Here is an 18742-nt window from a genome sequence, read left to right on the forward strand (position 1 = left end):
CTTACGAGATGAATTCATCAGCTTAATAGCTCCAAAATTGCCTCTTCTGGAAGTTCATCAATAACAGCAATCAGTTCCTCTTCAATTAGCTCCGCCATTCCTGCAACAGTTGGCGCCGAAAAGAGATTGTCCAGATTCAAATCTACCGGGAAGCTATTTTTCAATCTGGAAATAATCTGAGTGGCCATGATTGAATCGCCGCCGAGGTCTTGGAAGTTTTTGTGGATGTCAACCTTTTTCACGCCAAGTACCTCTTCCCAAGCTGCAGCAATTTTTCTCACAAGTTCGTTACGTGGTGTATCGTCATCTTCAGCATGTATGACATCATGATGGATACCCGAGTTTTGGATTTCTGCCTCCCTCCCATCAGCTTCTTCCGCTTGAACACGAGTTACCTCAGTTGGGTTGGCTATGTCTGCTGCTCTGTGTTCGTGTTTTTCTGCTGTCAGTTCGGAGGTGGCAGCAGCTTCTTGATGGGTTCGATTTCCTACGACAACTTTGGGTAAACGATAGCGTTCCTTGGCAAAAGGATAGCTCGGAAGACCTGATAGACGGCTCACCATTCCTTTTGGATAGAGCGCTTCCCACTCTATTTCATTACCATGAACCCATAGCTCCGCCAGCTTTTTGATTTTCTTGTTCAGAGCAAGATTGCGGATAAAATCCCTTCCCTCTTCTGTATCGCCGATCTTGATTCCACCCGTTTTGTTTATTTCTCCGATAAACAGATCAGCCGTTTTTGTCCCATTCCCTTGTATGAATTGCTCCAGCAGCGCAATGAGCTGATCTTTGCTGTGAACTACGATTGCTACTCGATGTGCCATGGATTCCCTTGCAGTCTGATAGGTATAAAGGAAATCCGCCAGTTTCACCTCAGGATGCTTCTCTACAAATACCTTTGTTTTCTTGGCATAGGCCACTAATTGCTCACGTGATTCAGCTGACAGCACGAAGACTCCCGTCGCTATCTCTTGACCTTCAACAGGAGCAACGGATCTTACCTTTGATCGATCAAACTCTTCAATTACCAGATGAGCATTGGTGCCGCTGAAGCCAAAAGAGCTGACCGCAGCCAATCGAGAGCCTTTGGAATTGGTCTGCCAGTCTTGCAGCTTGGTATTCACATAAACAGGGCTGTTTTCAAAATCAATGTGTTCATTCTCTTTGACAAAATGGATGGAAGGGGCCATCTTCCTGTTTTTCATGCTGAGTAAAACCTTGATGACACTCAACACCCCAGCCGCCGCTGTGGTATGACCGATATTGGCTTTCAAAGAACCAATTGCGCAGAATCGTTTCTTTGGCGTGAAGTGGCGGAATGATTCACTCAGTGCATGAATCTCTACAGGGTCCCCTAATTTTGTCGCCGTTCCGTGTGCCTCGATATATTGAATGTCTTCCACATCAATCTGTTTTTTCGCGTAAATGGATTTTTGCAGGTCGCTTTGTGCTTGGAAGCTAGGTACGGTAATGCCCAATGTCCGTCCATCCTGATTGGTTCCACTGCCACGGATGACACCATAGATGCTGTCGTTATCCCGTAATGCATCTTGCAATCTTTTTAAGATCACGACGCCAACGCCATCCCCAACGACAATCCCATTCGCACCATTGTCAAACGGGCGGCACTCCCCTGTAGGAGAAAGCATTCTTGCGTTACTCATCGAGATAAACGGAGCAGGGTGGGAGTAAATCGTAATTCCCCCTGCGATAGCCAGATTGACTTCTTCCGTCTTTAGCTTTTGGCAAGCAATATCGATCGCAACCAATGAGGATGAGCAAGCAGTATTCACAGCCAATGCTGGTCCTTTCAGGTCAAGGAAATAGGCGATGCGCGAAGCAAGTATACTCGTATCCGATCCGAGCATGCCAAAATGAGAGAAATCTTGTTCTACTGTCATTCCCGCCATCGCGCCAATGATAGTTCCAACGGGTTGTCCTCTCAGCATGGACGGGGTGTAACCTGCGTCCTCTAACGCTTGATAGCTTTCTTGCAAAAGGATGCGCTGCGTGACATCCATCGATTGGGCTTCAGTAGGAGAAATTTTGAAAAACGCCGGATCAAAATATTCAATATCCTCCATCGCCCCGTATTTAATCGGAATATCAACGAGCCCATTTTCTTTGAAAAAGGCGCGCCAGTCTGGGTTGGTCACTTCTTTGATGCAATCTTTGCCGTGACTGACGAGCTCCCAGAATTCATCCTGCCCCTGAGCACCTGCTGTGCGGCAGGAAATCCCAATGATCGCAATATCATTGGAAGCTGCTTTAGCCGGCTCGAAGGCAATATTTCGGGTTGGGACTCTCTTTGTATATACAGGCTTCTCTTCAAAATGTCTGATTGTCTGCGCTGATTGGTGCTCTGGTAAATGCGTCGCGATGTAGCTCGCCAATGCTTCCAGGGTATTATGTTCAAACACAACACTGGTCGGTAGTTTCAGATGAAACTGGCTATTGATAGCTTCGGATAATTGAACGGCATTGAGAGAGCCGATCCCCAAATCCTTTAGAGTTTCCACTTCTTCCAGCTCTTCTTGTCTCAAGCCTAAAACGGCAGAAAAAGCCTCAATCAGGCCCGTCTTGATTTTTGTCCGATCTGGAATAGACTGATCTGCCGACAAATTATGTTTTGGTTCAGAATATTCAGATGAAACTGATTGATTTTGAGCATCCGACGCGAATGGTTTACTTGAACGGAGCTGGCTAGGCTCGCCTTGCTGTAAAGCAATATAGCCTGCCAATGAATCTAATGTATCGTGTTCAAACACAACGCTGGTCGGTAATTTCAGATTAAATTTGCTATTAATCATTTCGGATAAGGCAACGGCGTTAAGAGAGCCAATTCCCATATCCTTCAAGGTTACTACTTCATCCAATTCTTCAGATTGAAGTCCTAAAACGGTGGCAAAAGCCTCCACCAAGGATTCTTTGATGGTTTCTCTATTCCAAGGAAAGCTGTGATCATACTGATTCGGATTCGGGAGAGTTCTCATTTGCTGTTTCGGATAAGGAATATAACCGCTGTTTACCATTTCCGCTAATGCTTCTGGATACGGTCTTTTCTTTGATATTTTGCTGGCATTCCATTCACAACGCTTCGGGTACGCAAGATGCGGAGCCTTTTTCAGCTTAAACAAACAATAGCTGATCCACCCTCGTTCGAGAGAGATGGATTGATTTACCGTGTTGATATACAAATCTTGAACGGCTTTAGGCAGATGCTTGATGTACTGTTCCACGTCAGGATCATGCAAGGCGTTAGCAATCTGCGGCGATACGTCGATGATTTCATCGATCACTAACTGATGCTCCGCCAAAAGCTCAATCCATTCCTGCACGGTGGGAATGCTGACTTCTACGTTCTGGTCTACGATTGGTCCTCGCGTATTGGCTATGTAATCGATCAACAGAACGGTTCCCTCTTCGTTGAGTGCAGAAGAGATATTGTGAAATAGTCCCTGTTTATTTCGAATATGGAAGCTCACTTCAATCCCGACGATAATATCGTAAAGGTCGGGAAAGGCATCCTTGGAGCTGTCTTTGTTGAAAATTTTCGCACGAGCCCCCAGATTCTTCTGCGCGATTCGTTGATTGCCAAGCTCTGCTTGCGCCTTGGTAATCGTAAATCCGTGGGTTTCGATATGTGGATAAAGCTCTGCTATTTGAATCACATCTGTCCCGTGACCGCATCCGAAGTCCAATACTTTTTTCACACGAGAGAAATTTTCTTTGCAAAAAAGTACCTGGCGCATCTCTACTTGCTTCTCTCTCACCATTTCTCTTTCCAACGGGTATTTTTCCGGGTTCAAAATGACACGGCTCATTGAAAAGCCTGGAATCTTCCTTTCAAATGGACATACGGTCAGGTAATCCTCCGAAAACTCCGCTTCGCTGCTGTTGGCGCTATATGTGTAAATTTCAACGGCTTTGTTTTCGAATTCTGGATGAGCGGATGTCATGCTCGTCTCCCTCCTAGTACGATTCGTTTGATTGCGTTCTATCCAGCACGTTCTCCTCTTAAATGGATAGGTTGGGAGCTTAGCTACTCGGGATAACGCCTTCCCTTCATGCAGCTTCTGCCAAGGGATGGGATTGCCTAGAACCCATAATGTTGCCAGTTCCCCTACATCTTTTGATTCGATTGCCAGCGTAACCCGGTCTGCCATCAATTCTTTGTTTTCCTTGAGATCGCCAAAAAAGCAATGTTCCGTCTCTTCTTGGTGTTCCAACCAGCGTTCCAGTTGCTTTAAAAGCTCTGTTTGATTATGGGTGATAACTGCCAAACGGCAAGGCATTTCTTCTCTTCCGATTTGAAGAGTATAGGCTGTATTCGCAACATCCATATGCCTGTTCTTATGTAAATAAGCAATCCAGCGATGAATGTAAGCTTGCAATCTCTCTTTATTCTTGGCCGAAAAGACAAACAGCGCAGGTTCTGAATCGTTTACTCTCCTTGATGATGGAGTGCGGTTGTATTCCTCCACGATAAGATGGGCATTCACTCCACCGCCGCCAAAGCTGGTAATGCCTGCTCGTCGGGGGACTGTTTGCCCATCTACTGTGATCTGCTTCCATTCTGATACCTCTCGCTGCAATTGAAAGGGGAGTTGATCAAAATGAATATTCGGATTCAATTCGTCAGGAATCAGGGTTGGAACCAGCGTCTGATGCTGCAAGGACAAAATCACTTTCATTAGCTGCGACATGCCGGAAGCCGATTCACAATGCCCGATATTCGGCTTGACCGAACCGAGTCGATAGTCCCCTTCTGCTCCTTGACGGTTGTGATAAGCTTTCGTCACTGCTGTCATTTCGACGGCATCGACTATGTCTGATCCATAGGCGGAAGCTTCCAGATAACTAATGGATCGAGGGTCCAGTCCGCTTTCTTCCAACGCCTCTTCCATCACATCTGCAATAGGATTGGGGCTTGGTGTCATATAGCTGTTGGCTTTGCCCTTATGGTTGACAGCGGTTCCGCGTATCACCGCATAAATATGGTCCAGGTCCCGCACAGCCTGATCGTAATCCTTGAGAACAACAGCACCTACTCCCTCGCCTGGCACAAAACCTATTCCACCTTTCCCAAAGGCAGCACTGTCAGAAGTATGCGAAATGAGCTGTCCCACAGTCAGACCGAAGTAGGTAAGCGGATGGGTGTACAGATTCACTCCACCAGCAATCGCCATGCTTCCCTTCCCGTTTCGGATGTATTCACATGCTTCATGAATCGCTACGAGAGCTGAGGAACACATCGTATCGATCGGCATACTCGGCCCCTGTAAGTTTAGGTAGTACGAAACCCGATTTACCATCGACGAATACGAGGTTGTCGGAAAGTGCTGGGTGGTTTCCGTGCTATACAAATGAAATCCTTGTTTCGTAATGCCACCAAAAACCCCTGTTCGCTTCCGCAGCTCCGCAGACATCTTCGACGAGGCATAGCCTGCATCTTCTAATGCCTTCCAACACTCTTCTAAATAAAGGCGCTCCTGGGGGTCTATATTTTCTGCTTCTCGCGGAGTCATATGAAAAAATAACGGATCGAACTGATCAAATTCCTCTAAGAAGGCACCCCATTTGCTATAGCTTTTTCCTTGGGAAATGGCATCCTCCCGATTTGGATGATAATACGTTGTCCAATCCCAACGCTTAGCTGGAATTTCTGAGATAGACTTTTTACCCTGAATTAAGTTTTCCCAAAACTCTTCCAGGTTGTTAGCTTGAGCAAAACGCCCACTCATGCCGATAATCGCTATTTTACCGGAGGACGCAGGCTTGGACGCCGTCCTTTGCGAACGAACAGCTGGCGCAAAGGATCTTGTTTTTCTAGGGTTTCGTTTCTCTCCGGTTTTCGGCAATGGGGCAAGCTCAACCTGATCTTCCGTTTGATTTGGCTCCTGCTTGTAATCATTTAATTCTGTGAGCGAAATCAGCGCTTCTCTTTGTGTCTCGAGTAAATGCTCGACTAAGTCATCTACTGTCTGATATTCAAAAAACAAAGTACCGCTGATGGTTTCGCCGAAAATTTTCCGAAATTGATTGATCAGTTGAACAGATAAAATGGAATCCATACCGTATGCCTCTAAAGGCTCAGAAGCATCCATTCGGTTACTCGGCATCTTCAGTGTTTCAGCGATCAGCTGTTTGATGTATTCCGTACTTTTTTCGCGCAGGACATCTTGGCTTGCCCTTCCTTCAGGAGCGAAAGGTATTTCCACTCTCTTGGCTTTTGGCTGTTCAGCATTTACGCTCGTCTTAGGTTTAGGCGGTTGTTTTATTTGCTGTTGGCGGATCACGCCGTCACTTTCGGTCACAATAATCTGCTGTCCCATCGCGTGCGCCTCTTCTGTTGGGAAAAAGACCGACTGAAATCCTTCTTCCTCCAATACTCTCTGCCACGTTGCCGAAGATAACCCAGGGCAGCCTGAAAGGCGCAGCTCTGGGTCTTCGTACAGCCACCAGCCCTCCAGCAAACCAAAGGTAAGATGGAGGAAGAGTGTGTTTTTACTCATTTCATTTAGCAAAAGCAAGCCGTTCTTCTTTAGAACGGCTTTCGCGTTACGCACGGTTTGGCGAATGTTTTTGGTGGCGTGCAGGACATTTGCTGCAATGACGATATCATATCCGCCCAAATCAATTCCTTGTCCCGTCACAGCGTCTTCTACGTTAAAAATCCGATAGGTCAAATACGGATTGCTTGGGCCATACTCTTTTTCTGCATGCATGAAAAAAGCTTTGGAGAGGTCTGTATAGCAATATTCCTGGATATGCTTTTCATACGCCTTTACCTTTTGGAAAACGACGGCACTGGTTCCTCCCGTACCTGCACCAATCTCAAGAATGCGAATTCGGGCCGCAGAATCCTGGTTGAGCCGTTCCTCGACAAAAGCAACCACTGTATCCGCGAGCACTTCATTGAAGTAGTCGGAAACTCTGTTATTTTTGTATACCTTTTCAACTAATTCCATCGATGAATTGGGAAAGATGACCTCTGTAGCCCTCACTTTTCCAGTGAGAATTTGCGGTAATACACGCAGGGTTGCTTCGACTAGCTTGACTTGCGCATGCGTATCCGAATTTTTTAGCCAGACTCCTTTTTCTTGTTCCCATTCCTGCCAGACAGCCGTACTGGAAATGGGCGCAGTATCGATCACGGTAGATGTTTCGCTATCGTAAACGAGATAATCATTCCGGGCTAAAACAGAAGCCGTTTCTTCGAGCCACATGTCATATAAGTCAAGCAGGCCGCTTTTTCTTTTGAGATCGCTGAGCGTCTGATTCTTTTCTGCAAAGCAGCCAAGCGACTGCATTTGACCCCACAGTAACTTTAAGAGAAGCTCGTCCATTTTGTTCATACTAGGCACTCCTTCGGCTTACACGTATAGAACCGGTTTGTCCTGTTCTCTTGCTGGTTGAGATTTCTGAGTGGTATTGACTAGAAATTCAGTAATGTGTTTAAGCGTTGGATAGTCCATCATCGCAGCAGGTGTCAGATCAAGCTTGTACGTCTGACTGATTTTGGTAGAAAACTCCGTGAGCTTGACTGGGTCGAATCCGTATTCTTTTAGTTCACTATCCATATCGATTTCTTCGCTCTCTACCTTCAGGATTTGAGAGGCGAGCTGAATGATCGTTGCTTGTACGTTCTCAAACAAGCTGTCCGTGCCCGTACCTGCTTCTGATGCAAAATAGGCTGCTTTGGGCATCTCTTTTACTTTTAATTTGTTTTTAATGCTTGCCATGCTGGAGGAAATTTTGGTTGAAACGACTGTAACCGATTCCTGTGTATTGATTCCTTCCATCTCGAGTGGCTTGGTCGTTTTCATCAGCGCCAATTGATTCATGGGACCTGTTAGCAAGGCTTCCAATGCCTCCATCCCTTCTGAAGGTTCAATCGAGCCAATGCCGATCTGTTCCATTCTTTCCTGATAGCCCTTGGACGCAACGATTCCAACACTGCCCCAGTATCCCCAGTTCATTACTTTCACCGCGCATGTCCATTCCTTGGCAAGCTGATGAGCGAAAGCATCTTTGAAGGCGCAGCCGGCAGCATAATTGCTTTGTCCAGGCGATTTCGTAAACGAGTTAATCGAGGAGAAAAACAGGACGAAATCCAATGGCTCCTCGCCAAACACTTGGCTCATCCGCACACTTATCTCTACTTTTGGTACCAGTCCGGCTCGGAAGGTCGTCTCGTCCATATTCGCCAGACTTCTATCCAGGAGGACAATGGCGGAATGAATCACCCCGTTAATCTTGCCATGTTGCTTTTTGATCTCCTCATAAGCAGATTGCAGCGACTCGCGATCCGTAGCATCAGCTTCGATGTAGAGTGGTGCAGGTCCCAGGGCAGCAAGTTGATTTATTTTGTTCTGAATCGACTCATCTTTCATGCGACGACCGATCCAAATCACCTGGGCTTGATAGGTTCGGATCATGTATTCGCTCCACGCCTGTCCAATACCGCCCGCGCCTCCAATCACAACATAGACGCCATGTTGCCGGTAGACGGTTTGCTTCGTGAAAGGTCTCTGCACCGGCATCAACTGTTGGCGATACCACGTGTGTCCACGGTATGCCCAAGCGTTTCCTTGAGCATCGGCAGGCAAAGTAAAAATATCATGGAGCGGCCACTCGGCATGCGCCTCCAAATCGACGAGTCTTACCTTCCAGTTCGGATATTCCTTCGCCATCGACCCGATCAATCCGTGGATGCTGGCATGCGTTGGATGGACTTTCTCTTTTTGGTAGATAGCCTGTGCCTGGACAGTAATGATCGTCCAGCCCAAGTCTCTCGTCTGATACCCCAGCGCAAGCAAAGCCTTGATCAAGCGGAAAACTTGAATAACGCCCCGCTCCTGCTCGTTCATCACGGACTCCTCTTTTACGGATTTCACACAGCTATCGGGAGCAACCCACATGATGTGATCGACCACACCCTGCTCTTCCAGCTTACTTGCGATGACCTCAATAGAATCATCTGACTGAAGCGGTAAAACAGTAGCTTGAGGGTAATGATGTTGAAGGAGACTTCTGTCCTTTTCTTCGGCGCAAACGATGACTACTTGATCACTCATTGATGGAATGACTTCCCCATTTTCTACAGACACGGCGTTCCATACTGGAGTGAGCATCGTGGTTCCCATCAGTGCGGGAGCGGAAGTCACTGTTTCCTGAGTCACGGTTTCCTGAGTCTCTTTCACCGTCGCACCTCGTTTTTCACTCCCCATTGAAAAGCCTCTCATCCTCACGCCTATTCTGCCTGCCTCATCACATAGATCGATATCGATTTTCTTATTCTCCGCTTGGGTATCTTCACTGTATCGAATCAGAGCATACAGCACAGCAGGATGATTCTCGTAAATCTCCAGCTCTTCAAGGACAAAAGAACCATCAGGTCGGATGAAGCTGATGCTGTCAGATGATGCAGCCTCCGTAATGAGATAACGAGATGACTGCAACAGAGACTCTAGCAGGCTAGGATGGAGAACGAATTGTCCTGCTGTTTCCATGGCAATCGAGGGCAAGGAGAGTTTTACCAGAACTTGTTCCCGCGCCCTGTATACCTCTTCAATCCCTTCAAAACTCAGATGATCAGCCATTCCACGTTCTTTTAACAGCTCGCAGCATTGTCTGGCAGTAAGCATCTCACTGCTCTCGGCTTGCAAGGCAGGTAGATCCAAAATTGGTGCTTCAACGAACGAAGTGAATTCGACCATACCTTGGCTGTGTACCACAGACTCGGTATCATCTTCATTCGATTTGCTGTAGATTTCATAGGAAAGCTCTCCAGTATCCTCTGGATGGATCCCCAGGTGTACCTGAACCAAATCGTCGCCCACCAATAGCGGTTGGTCTGTGACAATATGAGACATTCGGATTCCAGATAAAGTCCCCTCTCTATCTCCCGCTGCCTGCTTCACTGCCGCCCGTGCCATTTCCAAATAAGCAGTGAGTGGAAAGAAGCGCTGCCCGTTTCCAAGATGGTCAGCCAAGAACGGCTCCTGCCCTGTGAAGATGGAACTATATCTCAGCTCATAGAGGTCAGAAGTGTTCTTGTGAAGCAATGGATGGAGGATATCCCCTCTAACCGAAGATGATTCGTTCATACCTGCTGCCTTTGGCTTCTCAACGTCTATCCAATAACGCTCCCTGGCAAAAGGATAAGTAGGCAAGCTGACGCGCCGCGGTTTATCTTCGCTATATAGCTTATTCCAATCAAAAGAGACGCCCTTGACCCAAAGGTTCATCAGTTTTGCGAATTTCCCTTTGGCAATCCATGTCTCCACTGTTTGTTTCATATCTTCATCAGCAAAAAGAGCTACCGTGTCGTGGTTGCGTTTCACTCGCCCACGATACAGCTTGGCAATGTTCTCTTCACCTTCTGCAAAATGCGTTAGTTTTTCCGCAAGCTCATCAACTGATCTGACGAGGACAGCCAAGCGTTCCTCCAGCGCTTCCCGTCCTACCTGAAGCGTAAAAGCGATATCAGCCAAATGGGCATCAGTGAATGATTCTTCCTTGATGGCCTTCAATAATCGATTCACTTGAGCCAACAGTCTCTCTTCGTTTTTTGCAGAGAGCACGATCACTTTTGGATGCTGTGGCTGCGAGCTATTCTCTGGCTGTCTATCTTTTTCGCGATACTCTTCGATGACAATATGGACATTGGCTCCTCCCGCCCCAAACGACGATAGCCCAGCGATTCTCGGATATTCCTTGGTTACTCCGTTGATTTCAATGATTGGTCTTTGCCACTCTGCCAGCTTTTGCTGAACCGCAAATGGTGTATCACTGAAATCAATGTTTGGATTCATGACCTCAGCGTGCAAGGATGGTGCGATTTGACCGTACTTCATTTGAAGCAATATTTTGGTCAATCCCGCAATTCCTGCCGCACTCTCCGTATGTCCGATGTTCGACTTGGCCGAGCCAATCGCGCAGAATTGCTTGTCTTTCGTGTGTTGTCCGAATGCGCGAGTCAGTCCCGCAATCTCGATTGGGTCGCCCAAAGCGGTACCTGTACCGTGCGCTTCGATGTAGCTGACGGCACGAGCATCCACTCCCGCTCGCTGTAATGCCTCGTGGATTACCTGCGACTGTGCGATGGGGTTGGGAACGGTGTAACCATTCGTTTTGCCGCCTGCATTGAGCATGCTTCCCTTGATGACGCCGTATATGTGGTCTCCGTCGGCAATCGCCTTTTGCAGAGGCTTCAAAACGATAGCTCCCACACCTTCTCCATCTACAAAACCGTCCGCTTGATCGCCAAACGACTTGCAGCGGTCACCAGCAGAAAGCATCGTCGCTCCAGACAGTCGAATATAGTGAAACGGATCGACAATTAAATTGACCCCGCCAGCGATGGCACATTCACTTGTACCACTGTACAAGCTTTCCAATGCCAAATGAATCGCCGTCAAAGAAGAGGAGCACGCCGTATCGACTGCTAGACTCGGTCCTTGGAAATTGAACAGGTAGGAAACTCGATTCGCAATCGACCAGTAGCTCGTTCCTGCTGGGTAATTTCCATTCATGACACCAACAAACACACCAATTTTTCTGCTTTCTCCCAAAGTGGCAGGAGTGTAGCCCGCATCTTCCATACTGGCGTATGCCGTTTGTAAAAATAGGCGCTCCTGAGGGTCCATCTGCTCTGCTTCGTTAGGCGAAATTTGGAAAAAGAGCGGGTCGAATTTATCGATATCCTCGATGAAACCGCCCCATTTGGTGTACATGTATCCTCTTTTCCCTTTTTCTTCGCTGAAAAATTCTTGCCAATTCCAACGATCCTTCGGCACTTCCGTGATGCAATTCTTCCCTTCTTTCAGCCGAGTCCAAAACTCCCAGACATCCCCCGCTTGCGGATAACGTCCTGCAAGACCAATGATCGCCACATCCTGTCTGGACGGCGCTGTTGTTTTTTCCGCTTCTGGATCAGGAACATGCAGGAATCGGCGAGACTTTGCCTTTCGAAATGTCGAGCCAGCTTGCTCTTGGGTTGTCTTTCCAGAAGCTGCTGAGTTGGTTAGTTGCATTTGAACAGGTTCTTGTTCTTCCATTCCTACTAATGCTAGTAAATCATCCGCTTGTGTTGTCATGAAATGCTCGACCAGCGCATCAATCGTTTGATATTCAAAAAAGAGGGTCGTGCTGATCTGATGCATTTTTTTCCGTAGGACATTTGTCATTTGCACAATCATAATCGAATCAATGCCATACTCCTCCAGGGCGGCAGAAGAATCGATCTGGTCAAATGGAATTTTCAGTGTTTCTCCGACCAATTGCTTGAAATAGGCTACGCTTTTCTCCCGAAGCATTGCCTCCGTGCTTGTTCCTCTGTCTGCATTTGAAGGAGTTGGTAAAGAAGAGGCTGAGGTCCCCATTGATTTCTGCTGTTGTTTGGACTTGCGGACAACGCCGTCACTTTCCGCAATTATCAACTGTGGATAGGAGACAACTCGGTAGCCCTCATCTCTCAATCCTTTCTGCCAACCTTCCAGAGGTAGTGTAAGACCTTCTGTGAGGTCTTTACGTATGTTTTGATCGGACATCTCTTTTACTAGAAGCAGACCATTCCTTTTTAAGAGATTCTTGCAGTTACGCAGGGTTTGGCGAATTTGTTGAGCGGTGTGCAGGTTATTCGCTGTGATAATCAGGTCGTACTCACCAGCATCCAATCCTTGTTCACTTAACGCCGCTTCTGGATCAAAAGCTTGGAAGCTCACAAAAGATTGATAGGCATGTAATTTTTGTGAAAGCAAGGAACTGGTGGATTCTGTACCTGCTCCAAGTTCGAGAATCCGTATTCCCTCTGATTGGTCATGCTTCAATCTCTCCTTGATAAAGGCAGCCACTACATCAGCAAGCCCTTCATTTTCATGGGCAGACAGCTGTAGCGTGGACGGGTATATTGCAGAGTGAATATCCACCCATTCCTCTACCTTCATCCCTTCAATGACAACAGGCTTCGTGATCTTCATGAAAGCAATTTGATCCATGGCTCCTGCGAGAAGTGTCTCTATGGCTTGCATTGCTTCTTGCGGCTGAATCAGCCCAATGCCGATTTGCTCCAAACGACGATAGGTTTCTACCATCTCCTGATGAGCATCTTCTACTTGCCCACTGCTCCAATATCCCCAATTGATCAGTTTCACCGCACATGGCCATGCTTGAGTCATCAATTGATGAGCATAGGCATCTTTAAAGGTACAACCAGCCGCGTAATTGCTTTGCTTCGGAGCTTTCGTAACTGCCATGAGTGATGAAAAGAACAAGACAAACTCCAACGGCTCCTTCTCAAACACCAAAGCGATGTTCACACTCACATCCACCTTAGACGAAAGCACTGCTCGGAAACCTTCCTCTTGCATGTTTTCCAAGCTTTCCTCCACCAAGACCATGGCAGAATGAACAACTCCGTCAATCCGTTGATACGTTTGCTTGATCTGTTCATAAGCTTGTTGCAAAGCGTTCTGCTGCGTTGCATCCGCTGCTATATAGTCTGGTGCTGGTCCAAAAGCGGCAAGTCTATCTATCTTGGCTTGAATCTCTTCATTTTTTTGACGGCGACCAATCCATATAATCTGAGCTTGATAGGTACGTATCATATATTCGGTCCATGCTTCGCCGATGCCACCAGCACCGCCAATCACCACATAAATACCACTCTGCTTCATACGTGTCTGATCAATCGGAGGATGATCGACGGTGAGCAACTGCTGACGATACCATTCACCCTGACGATAAACCCACGGACGACCCTGACGATCTCTTGGCAGCCTCAACATATCATCCAGCGGCCATTCAGATTCGGCCTCTACATCCATGAGTCGAATCTTCCAGTTTGGATATTCCTTCGCCATCGAACCAATTAATCCATGAATACTGGCGTGGCAAGGATTCACAACATCTGTATGGCATATAGGCTGGGCTTGAACCGTGATGACACTCCACCCCAACTCCTTACTTCCATATCCCAAGTGAAGCAAGGCTTTAATCGTTCGGAAGCATAGAATCACTCCCAGATCTTGCCCCGCGATTAATCGATGATCCGCCAAGGAGTCTATCGCATCAAAAGGAGCGATCCACACCAGATGATCGATGGAACCAAGCTCTTCCAGTCGGTATACGATTTCCTCCATCGTATTCTCAGCCTGAATGGACAATACTTTTGCTCGTGGATAGTATTGTTGAATGGCGATCCTATTCTCTTCATTTCCGCCCACAATGACAACCTGCTCATCAGCAGTGGGGAAAAGCTGTCCCTTCTCAACAGGAGTCACATCCCACACAGCAGACAGCATGAGATTCCCCACAGGAGGCTCCAGAGAAGTTGCGGAAGAAGCGCTTTTCGAAGAAACATGGCTCGCTTGCTTCCCGTCCTCCAGCACTCGCATGGAATATCCCTTTATTCGTACACAAACCGTTCCTTTTTCATCGCATAAATCAATATCCAGCTTCTGCACTTTGTCGTCTGCGCTGCTGGTGGCACTGTAACGAACGTACGCCCACATCGAGGATGTGCACTTGCCGTAGATTTCCACTTCCTCCATGGCAAAAGGCAAGGACGGCTTTCGGCTCGAATGACCATCCGCTGATGGTGTCTCTTCCCCAACCATCATGAGCCCGATCGATGCCTGCAAAGCCGAATCCATTAAGCTTGGATGCAGGACAAAAGGGTTTTCCATCTCGGAGACGGTGGCTGGCAAGGATAACTTGGCTAAAACTTGACCCTCCCCTACATACAAGGTGTCAATTCCTTGATGAGCCGAACCATAATCCATCCCTATTGCTTGAAAAATGCTGTAGCATTGTTCGGATGAAAACGCTCGTTGATTGCACTCTGCTTGTAAGGATGGCAAATTCAAGGCATGTTTCTCAGCAACAGCATGAAGCATGACGCTGCCCTGACTGTGTACGACGGGTTCTGCATCCATCGCCTCCAACTCGCTATAGATTTCAAAAGTAATCTCACCATTCTCTTCGGGAACAAGACCGATATGTATCTGTGCAGGTTGGTCACCCACAACAATTGGCCGTGTCCAAACCACGTTTTTGAGTTGAATCTGGGCTGGTTCTTCAGTCAAGGCAGCCGTTGCTTGCTCTGCTGCTGCTCTCGCCATTTCCAGATAGGCGACTCCCGGCAAAATTCTCTGATTCTTCACGACATGATCTGATAAGAAAAACTCCTGACCTGTAAAGGTGGAACTGAACTTTTGTTCAGAAAAATCAGAAGTATTCCGCTGCAAAAGTGGATGAATGGCAGTTTCGCTCATAAATGGAGCTGCTGTCTTGCGGCTCACCGATTTACTTTTGCTCTCTGGAATCCAATAACGATTCTTCGCAAATGGGTACGTCGGCAAGGGCACACGTCTAGGTTTGTTATTCTGGTATAGCTGTTCCCAGTCCATTTCATAGCCTGTCACCCAACATTCCGCTATTTTTCTGATGTCGCCTTCTGCAATCCAGCTTTGGATAAGCTGTTGAGAGTCTTGGTCGTTGTTCGGCTTCAAGCTCCCTATCCAACAATGATCGATCATATTCTCGCCTCGCGAAAAAGCTTCCAATTTTCCGATCAGCTCGGGTATATCCTCGACGACAAAGGCTACTCGTTCTTTCATCGCTTCTCGTCCAACTTGCAAGGTATACGCCACATTTTCCAGATCGATTCGCGTCTCTCGATCAGCAAAAGACTGAATTTCCACTTCTATCTCGTCTCGATGGCTATCCATGAGAGAAGCGATGACAGAAGCAATGGAGCTGCCTTGATCGAATTCCTTGAGATCAAGCTGAATATGCAGCTCCTCTTGCAGTTCTTGCTTGAGCTGTGTGATTTGAACGAGGTCCACTCCGTATTCATGCCACTCTTGTTCGAGCTCAATGCTGCTTTCTGCCACATGAATAATAGTGGATAACATTCTGCGAAGCTTCTTCTCCAGCATTTCTTGAAGCTGTTTTCGCTTCTCTTCCTCACTTGGTTGAGGGTGATTGCCAGATGATGCCCTTTTTAGAAAGTCCGCTACTTTTTGCGCATAGACTAGCAATCGTTCCTTATTCTTGGCAGATAGCGGAATCATCACTGGGTGATTTTTACGGGCAATGGCTTGCGCTTTCGGCTTTGTTTCAACTGGGATGTACTCTTCCAAAATTATATGGGCATTGGACCCCGAAGCGCCAAACGAGCTTACCCCTGCACGTCTCGGAACGGACACTTCTCGACCATTTACCATGATCACTGATTTCCATTCTTCTGTCCGCTGCTGTACATAAAAAGGAGACTGCGCAAAATCAATAAACGGATTCACTTCCTTGGCATGTAAGGAAGCAACGAGCGTTTTATGGTAGAGCTGAAGAACAGCTTTTTGCAAACCGCTGATACCTGCGGCAGATTCAGCGTGTCCGATATTTGACTTTACTGAGCCTATGGAACAAAACTGCTGATCCTCTGTATATTGACGAAACGCTTTCACCAATCCTTGAATTTCAATCGGATCGCCTAAAGAAGTTCCGGTCCCGTGCGCTTCCACATAACTGATCGTTCTCGCGTCTACACCGCTCTTTTCCAGGCATGCTGTAATGACCTCTGCCTGAGCAACAGGGCTTGGCACAGAAGGCCCGCTCACCGATCCGACGTGGTTTATACTGCTTCCTTTTACCACGGCATAAATATGATCGCCATCCTCAATCGCTTTGCGCAATGGCTTTAATACGACCGTACCGACGCCTTCTCCAGAAACATACCCGTCGCCATCCTTGCCAAAGGTATGACAATAACCATCACTCGAATGCATATCCATCATGCCGTATGACAAGTATTTGCCGGGATGCAAGGATAAATTGACCCCACCCGCCAATGCTACCTCACATTCTCCTCGCTTGATGCTCTCCAACGCCAAATGAACAGCCGTCAGCGAGGAGGAGCATACGGTGTCAATCGCCATACTCGGACCATGAAAATTGCAGAAATAAGAAACGCGATTGGCAATCGGCGCATAGTTCAAGGACAACGGGAACATTTCGCCCCGCGACATCGCTTCCGCTCCGATGAGGGAATAATCCTTGTGCATCACGCCAACAAAGACACCAACCTGCCGCCTGTTACTGCTCCCCCGAGGCGGAACAATCGTCTTCGGCGTATAGCCTGCATCTTCCATCGCTTCCCAGCATGTTTCCAAAAACAAACGCTCCTGGGGGTCCATCGTTTCTGCTTCCCGCGGCGATATTCTGAAAAAGGGAGAATCAAAGCAATCGGGGTCTTCAATAAACCCTCCCCATTTGGACATTTGCTTCCCAGAAGGGGATTTGAGTTCTCCAAACTGCTGCCAATCCCAGCGAGATTTCGGGACTTCTTTGATGCAGTCTTTGCCTTCTTTTAAATTCATCCAGAATTCATGGAGATTTCTTGCCTCTGGATAGCGACCTGCCATCCCGATGATTGCAATTTCTTCATTGGGAATCGCTGCGTGATTCTCAGAGGTTGCTGATGAAGCTCCAACTTTTGCAGGTTGCGGCAACTCTTGCCTGCCTTCCTGTTTCGTCAAATCAAGCCCACTGAATACGGAAGCATGATTCTCGGCCAGATAGGCGGCCAACTCAGCGATATTCGTATACTCAAACAATAAAGTAGGAGCCAAAGACACTCCTACTTTCGCTTCGACAGCCTTCACCACTTCCAACAAGCCTGGTGAGTTCAACCCCATTTCATAGTAACCAATCTGCGTATCAATCAACGCAGCCGGAACTTGTAATCGCTCTGCCAGCAGTTGTTGTAAAAAAGTTTGTGCTTTACTTACGACGGCAGATTGCGATTCATTCGCCTCATGAACGGGTCCTTTCGAAAGAGACACCGTTTGCTTCGATGGTTGGAAATCGGCTCGAAGCGGAGGTACTTCTTTTCTATTGGAATGGATCAGGCCAGGATCACGAACGAGCTTGCCTGCAAAATTTTGCAAATGCGCAATTTTTTTGCCTGAACGATCAAAGAACTCCATCGTCATATACATCAGTTCATTTTTTCTTTGGATGGATGAAGTTTGTACTCTGGCAAAGCAATGGTGCTGCAATAGAGCGGAGGCACGAAAAGATTCATAAAAAAGCGGCAAAAATAGCCGTTGCTCTCCTTGGACTACCGAAGTGAACAATACCATCGAGCCGATCGCAGACCCATCGATCAAGGTCGGGTGAAACATGAACCCTTCCGCACTGGGAAGGGCATGTTTACCGAGTGAAATATCCATTACCGCCGTAGAATCTGTTTCGTAAATCGTTCCTTCTGCCTTCATAAAACCTGTATGCACCAATTCCTGACGACGGCATTGCTCATATACGTCATGAAGATTGATCTTTTTGTTTGCCGCTTGCTCTAGCATGGGAAGATCCAGCGTCTCATCGAACTGCGCAGAGGCACTTTGATGCATTTCAGCAGTGACATACAGCTTTTTCTCCAAGTCTAAAATGCCGTTGCGCTGTGTCTGACCCTCCATCCGAATCTGCCACTGCCCTGTTTTGCCTTGCGTGCACTGAATGCTCAGCATGACATCATAATCTTGTCCCACCATGATCGGATGATAGATCGTTAGATTGCGAAGCTCAAGCTCGCGGTAATCATGACCATTTTCCCGAAACATTTGATACAACAGATCAATATGGGCTAATCCGGGCAACAGTTCCTGACCGTGCGCTTTATGATTTTTGAGGATTGGATGGTTGATCGTTAAGAGAAACTGATCATGCACGT

General features: G+C 47.3%; 2 protein-coding genes. Both read right to left on the bottom strand.

The window, feature by feature from the left end:
- Positions 1-17: 17 nt before the first annotated feature.
- Positions 18-7358: a beta-ketoacyl synthase N-terminal-like domain-containing protein gene (locus KB186_RS12955; RefSeq protein ID WP_232773761.1), complete on the bottom strand. Its 7341-nt coding sequence runs from the start codon at positions 7356-7358 to the stop codon at positions 18-20.
- Between the two features lie 18 nt (positions 7359-7376).
- Positions 7377-18740, bottom strand: coding sequence for an SDR family NAD(P)-dependent oxidoreductase (locus KB186_RS12960; protein ID WP_232773762.1), 11364 nt, complete (start codon positions 18738-18740; stop codon positions 7377-7379).
- Between the last annotated feature and the right edge of the window lie 2 nt (positions 18741-18742).

Source organism: Brevibacillus sp. AF8 (assembly GCF_021270385.1).
Taxonomy (GTDB): domain Bacteria; phylum Bacillota; class Bacilli; order Brevibacillales; family Brevibacillaceae; genus Brevibacillus.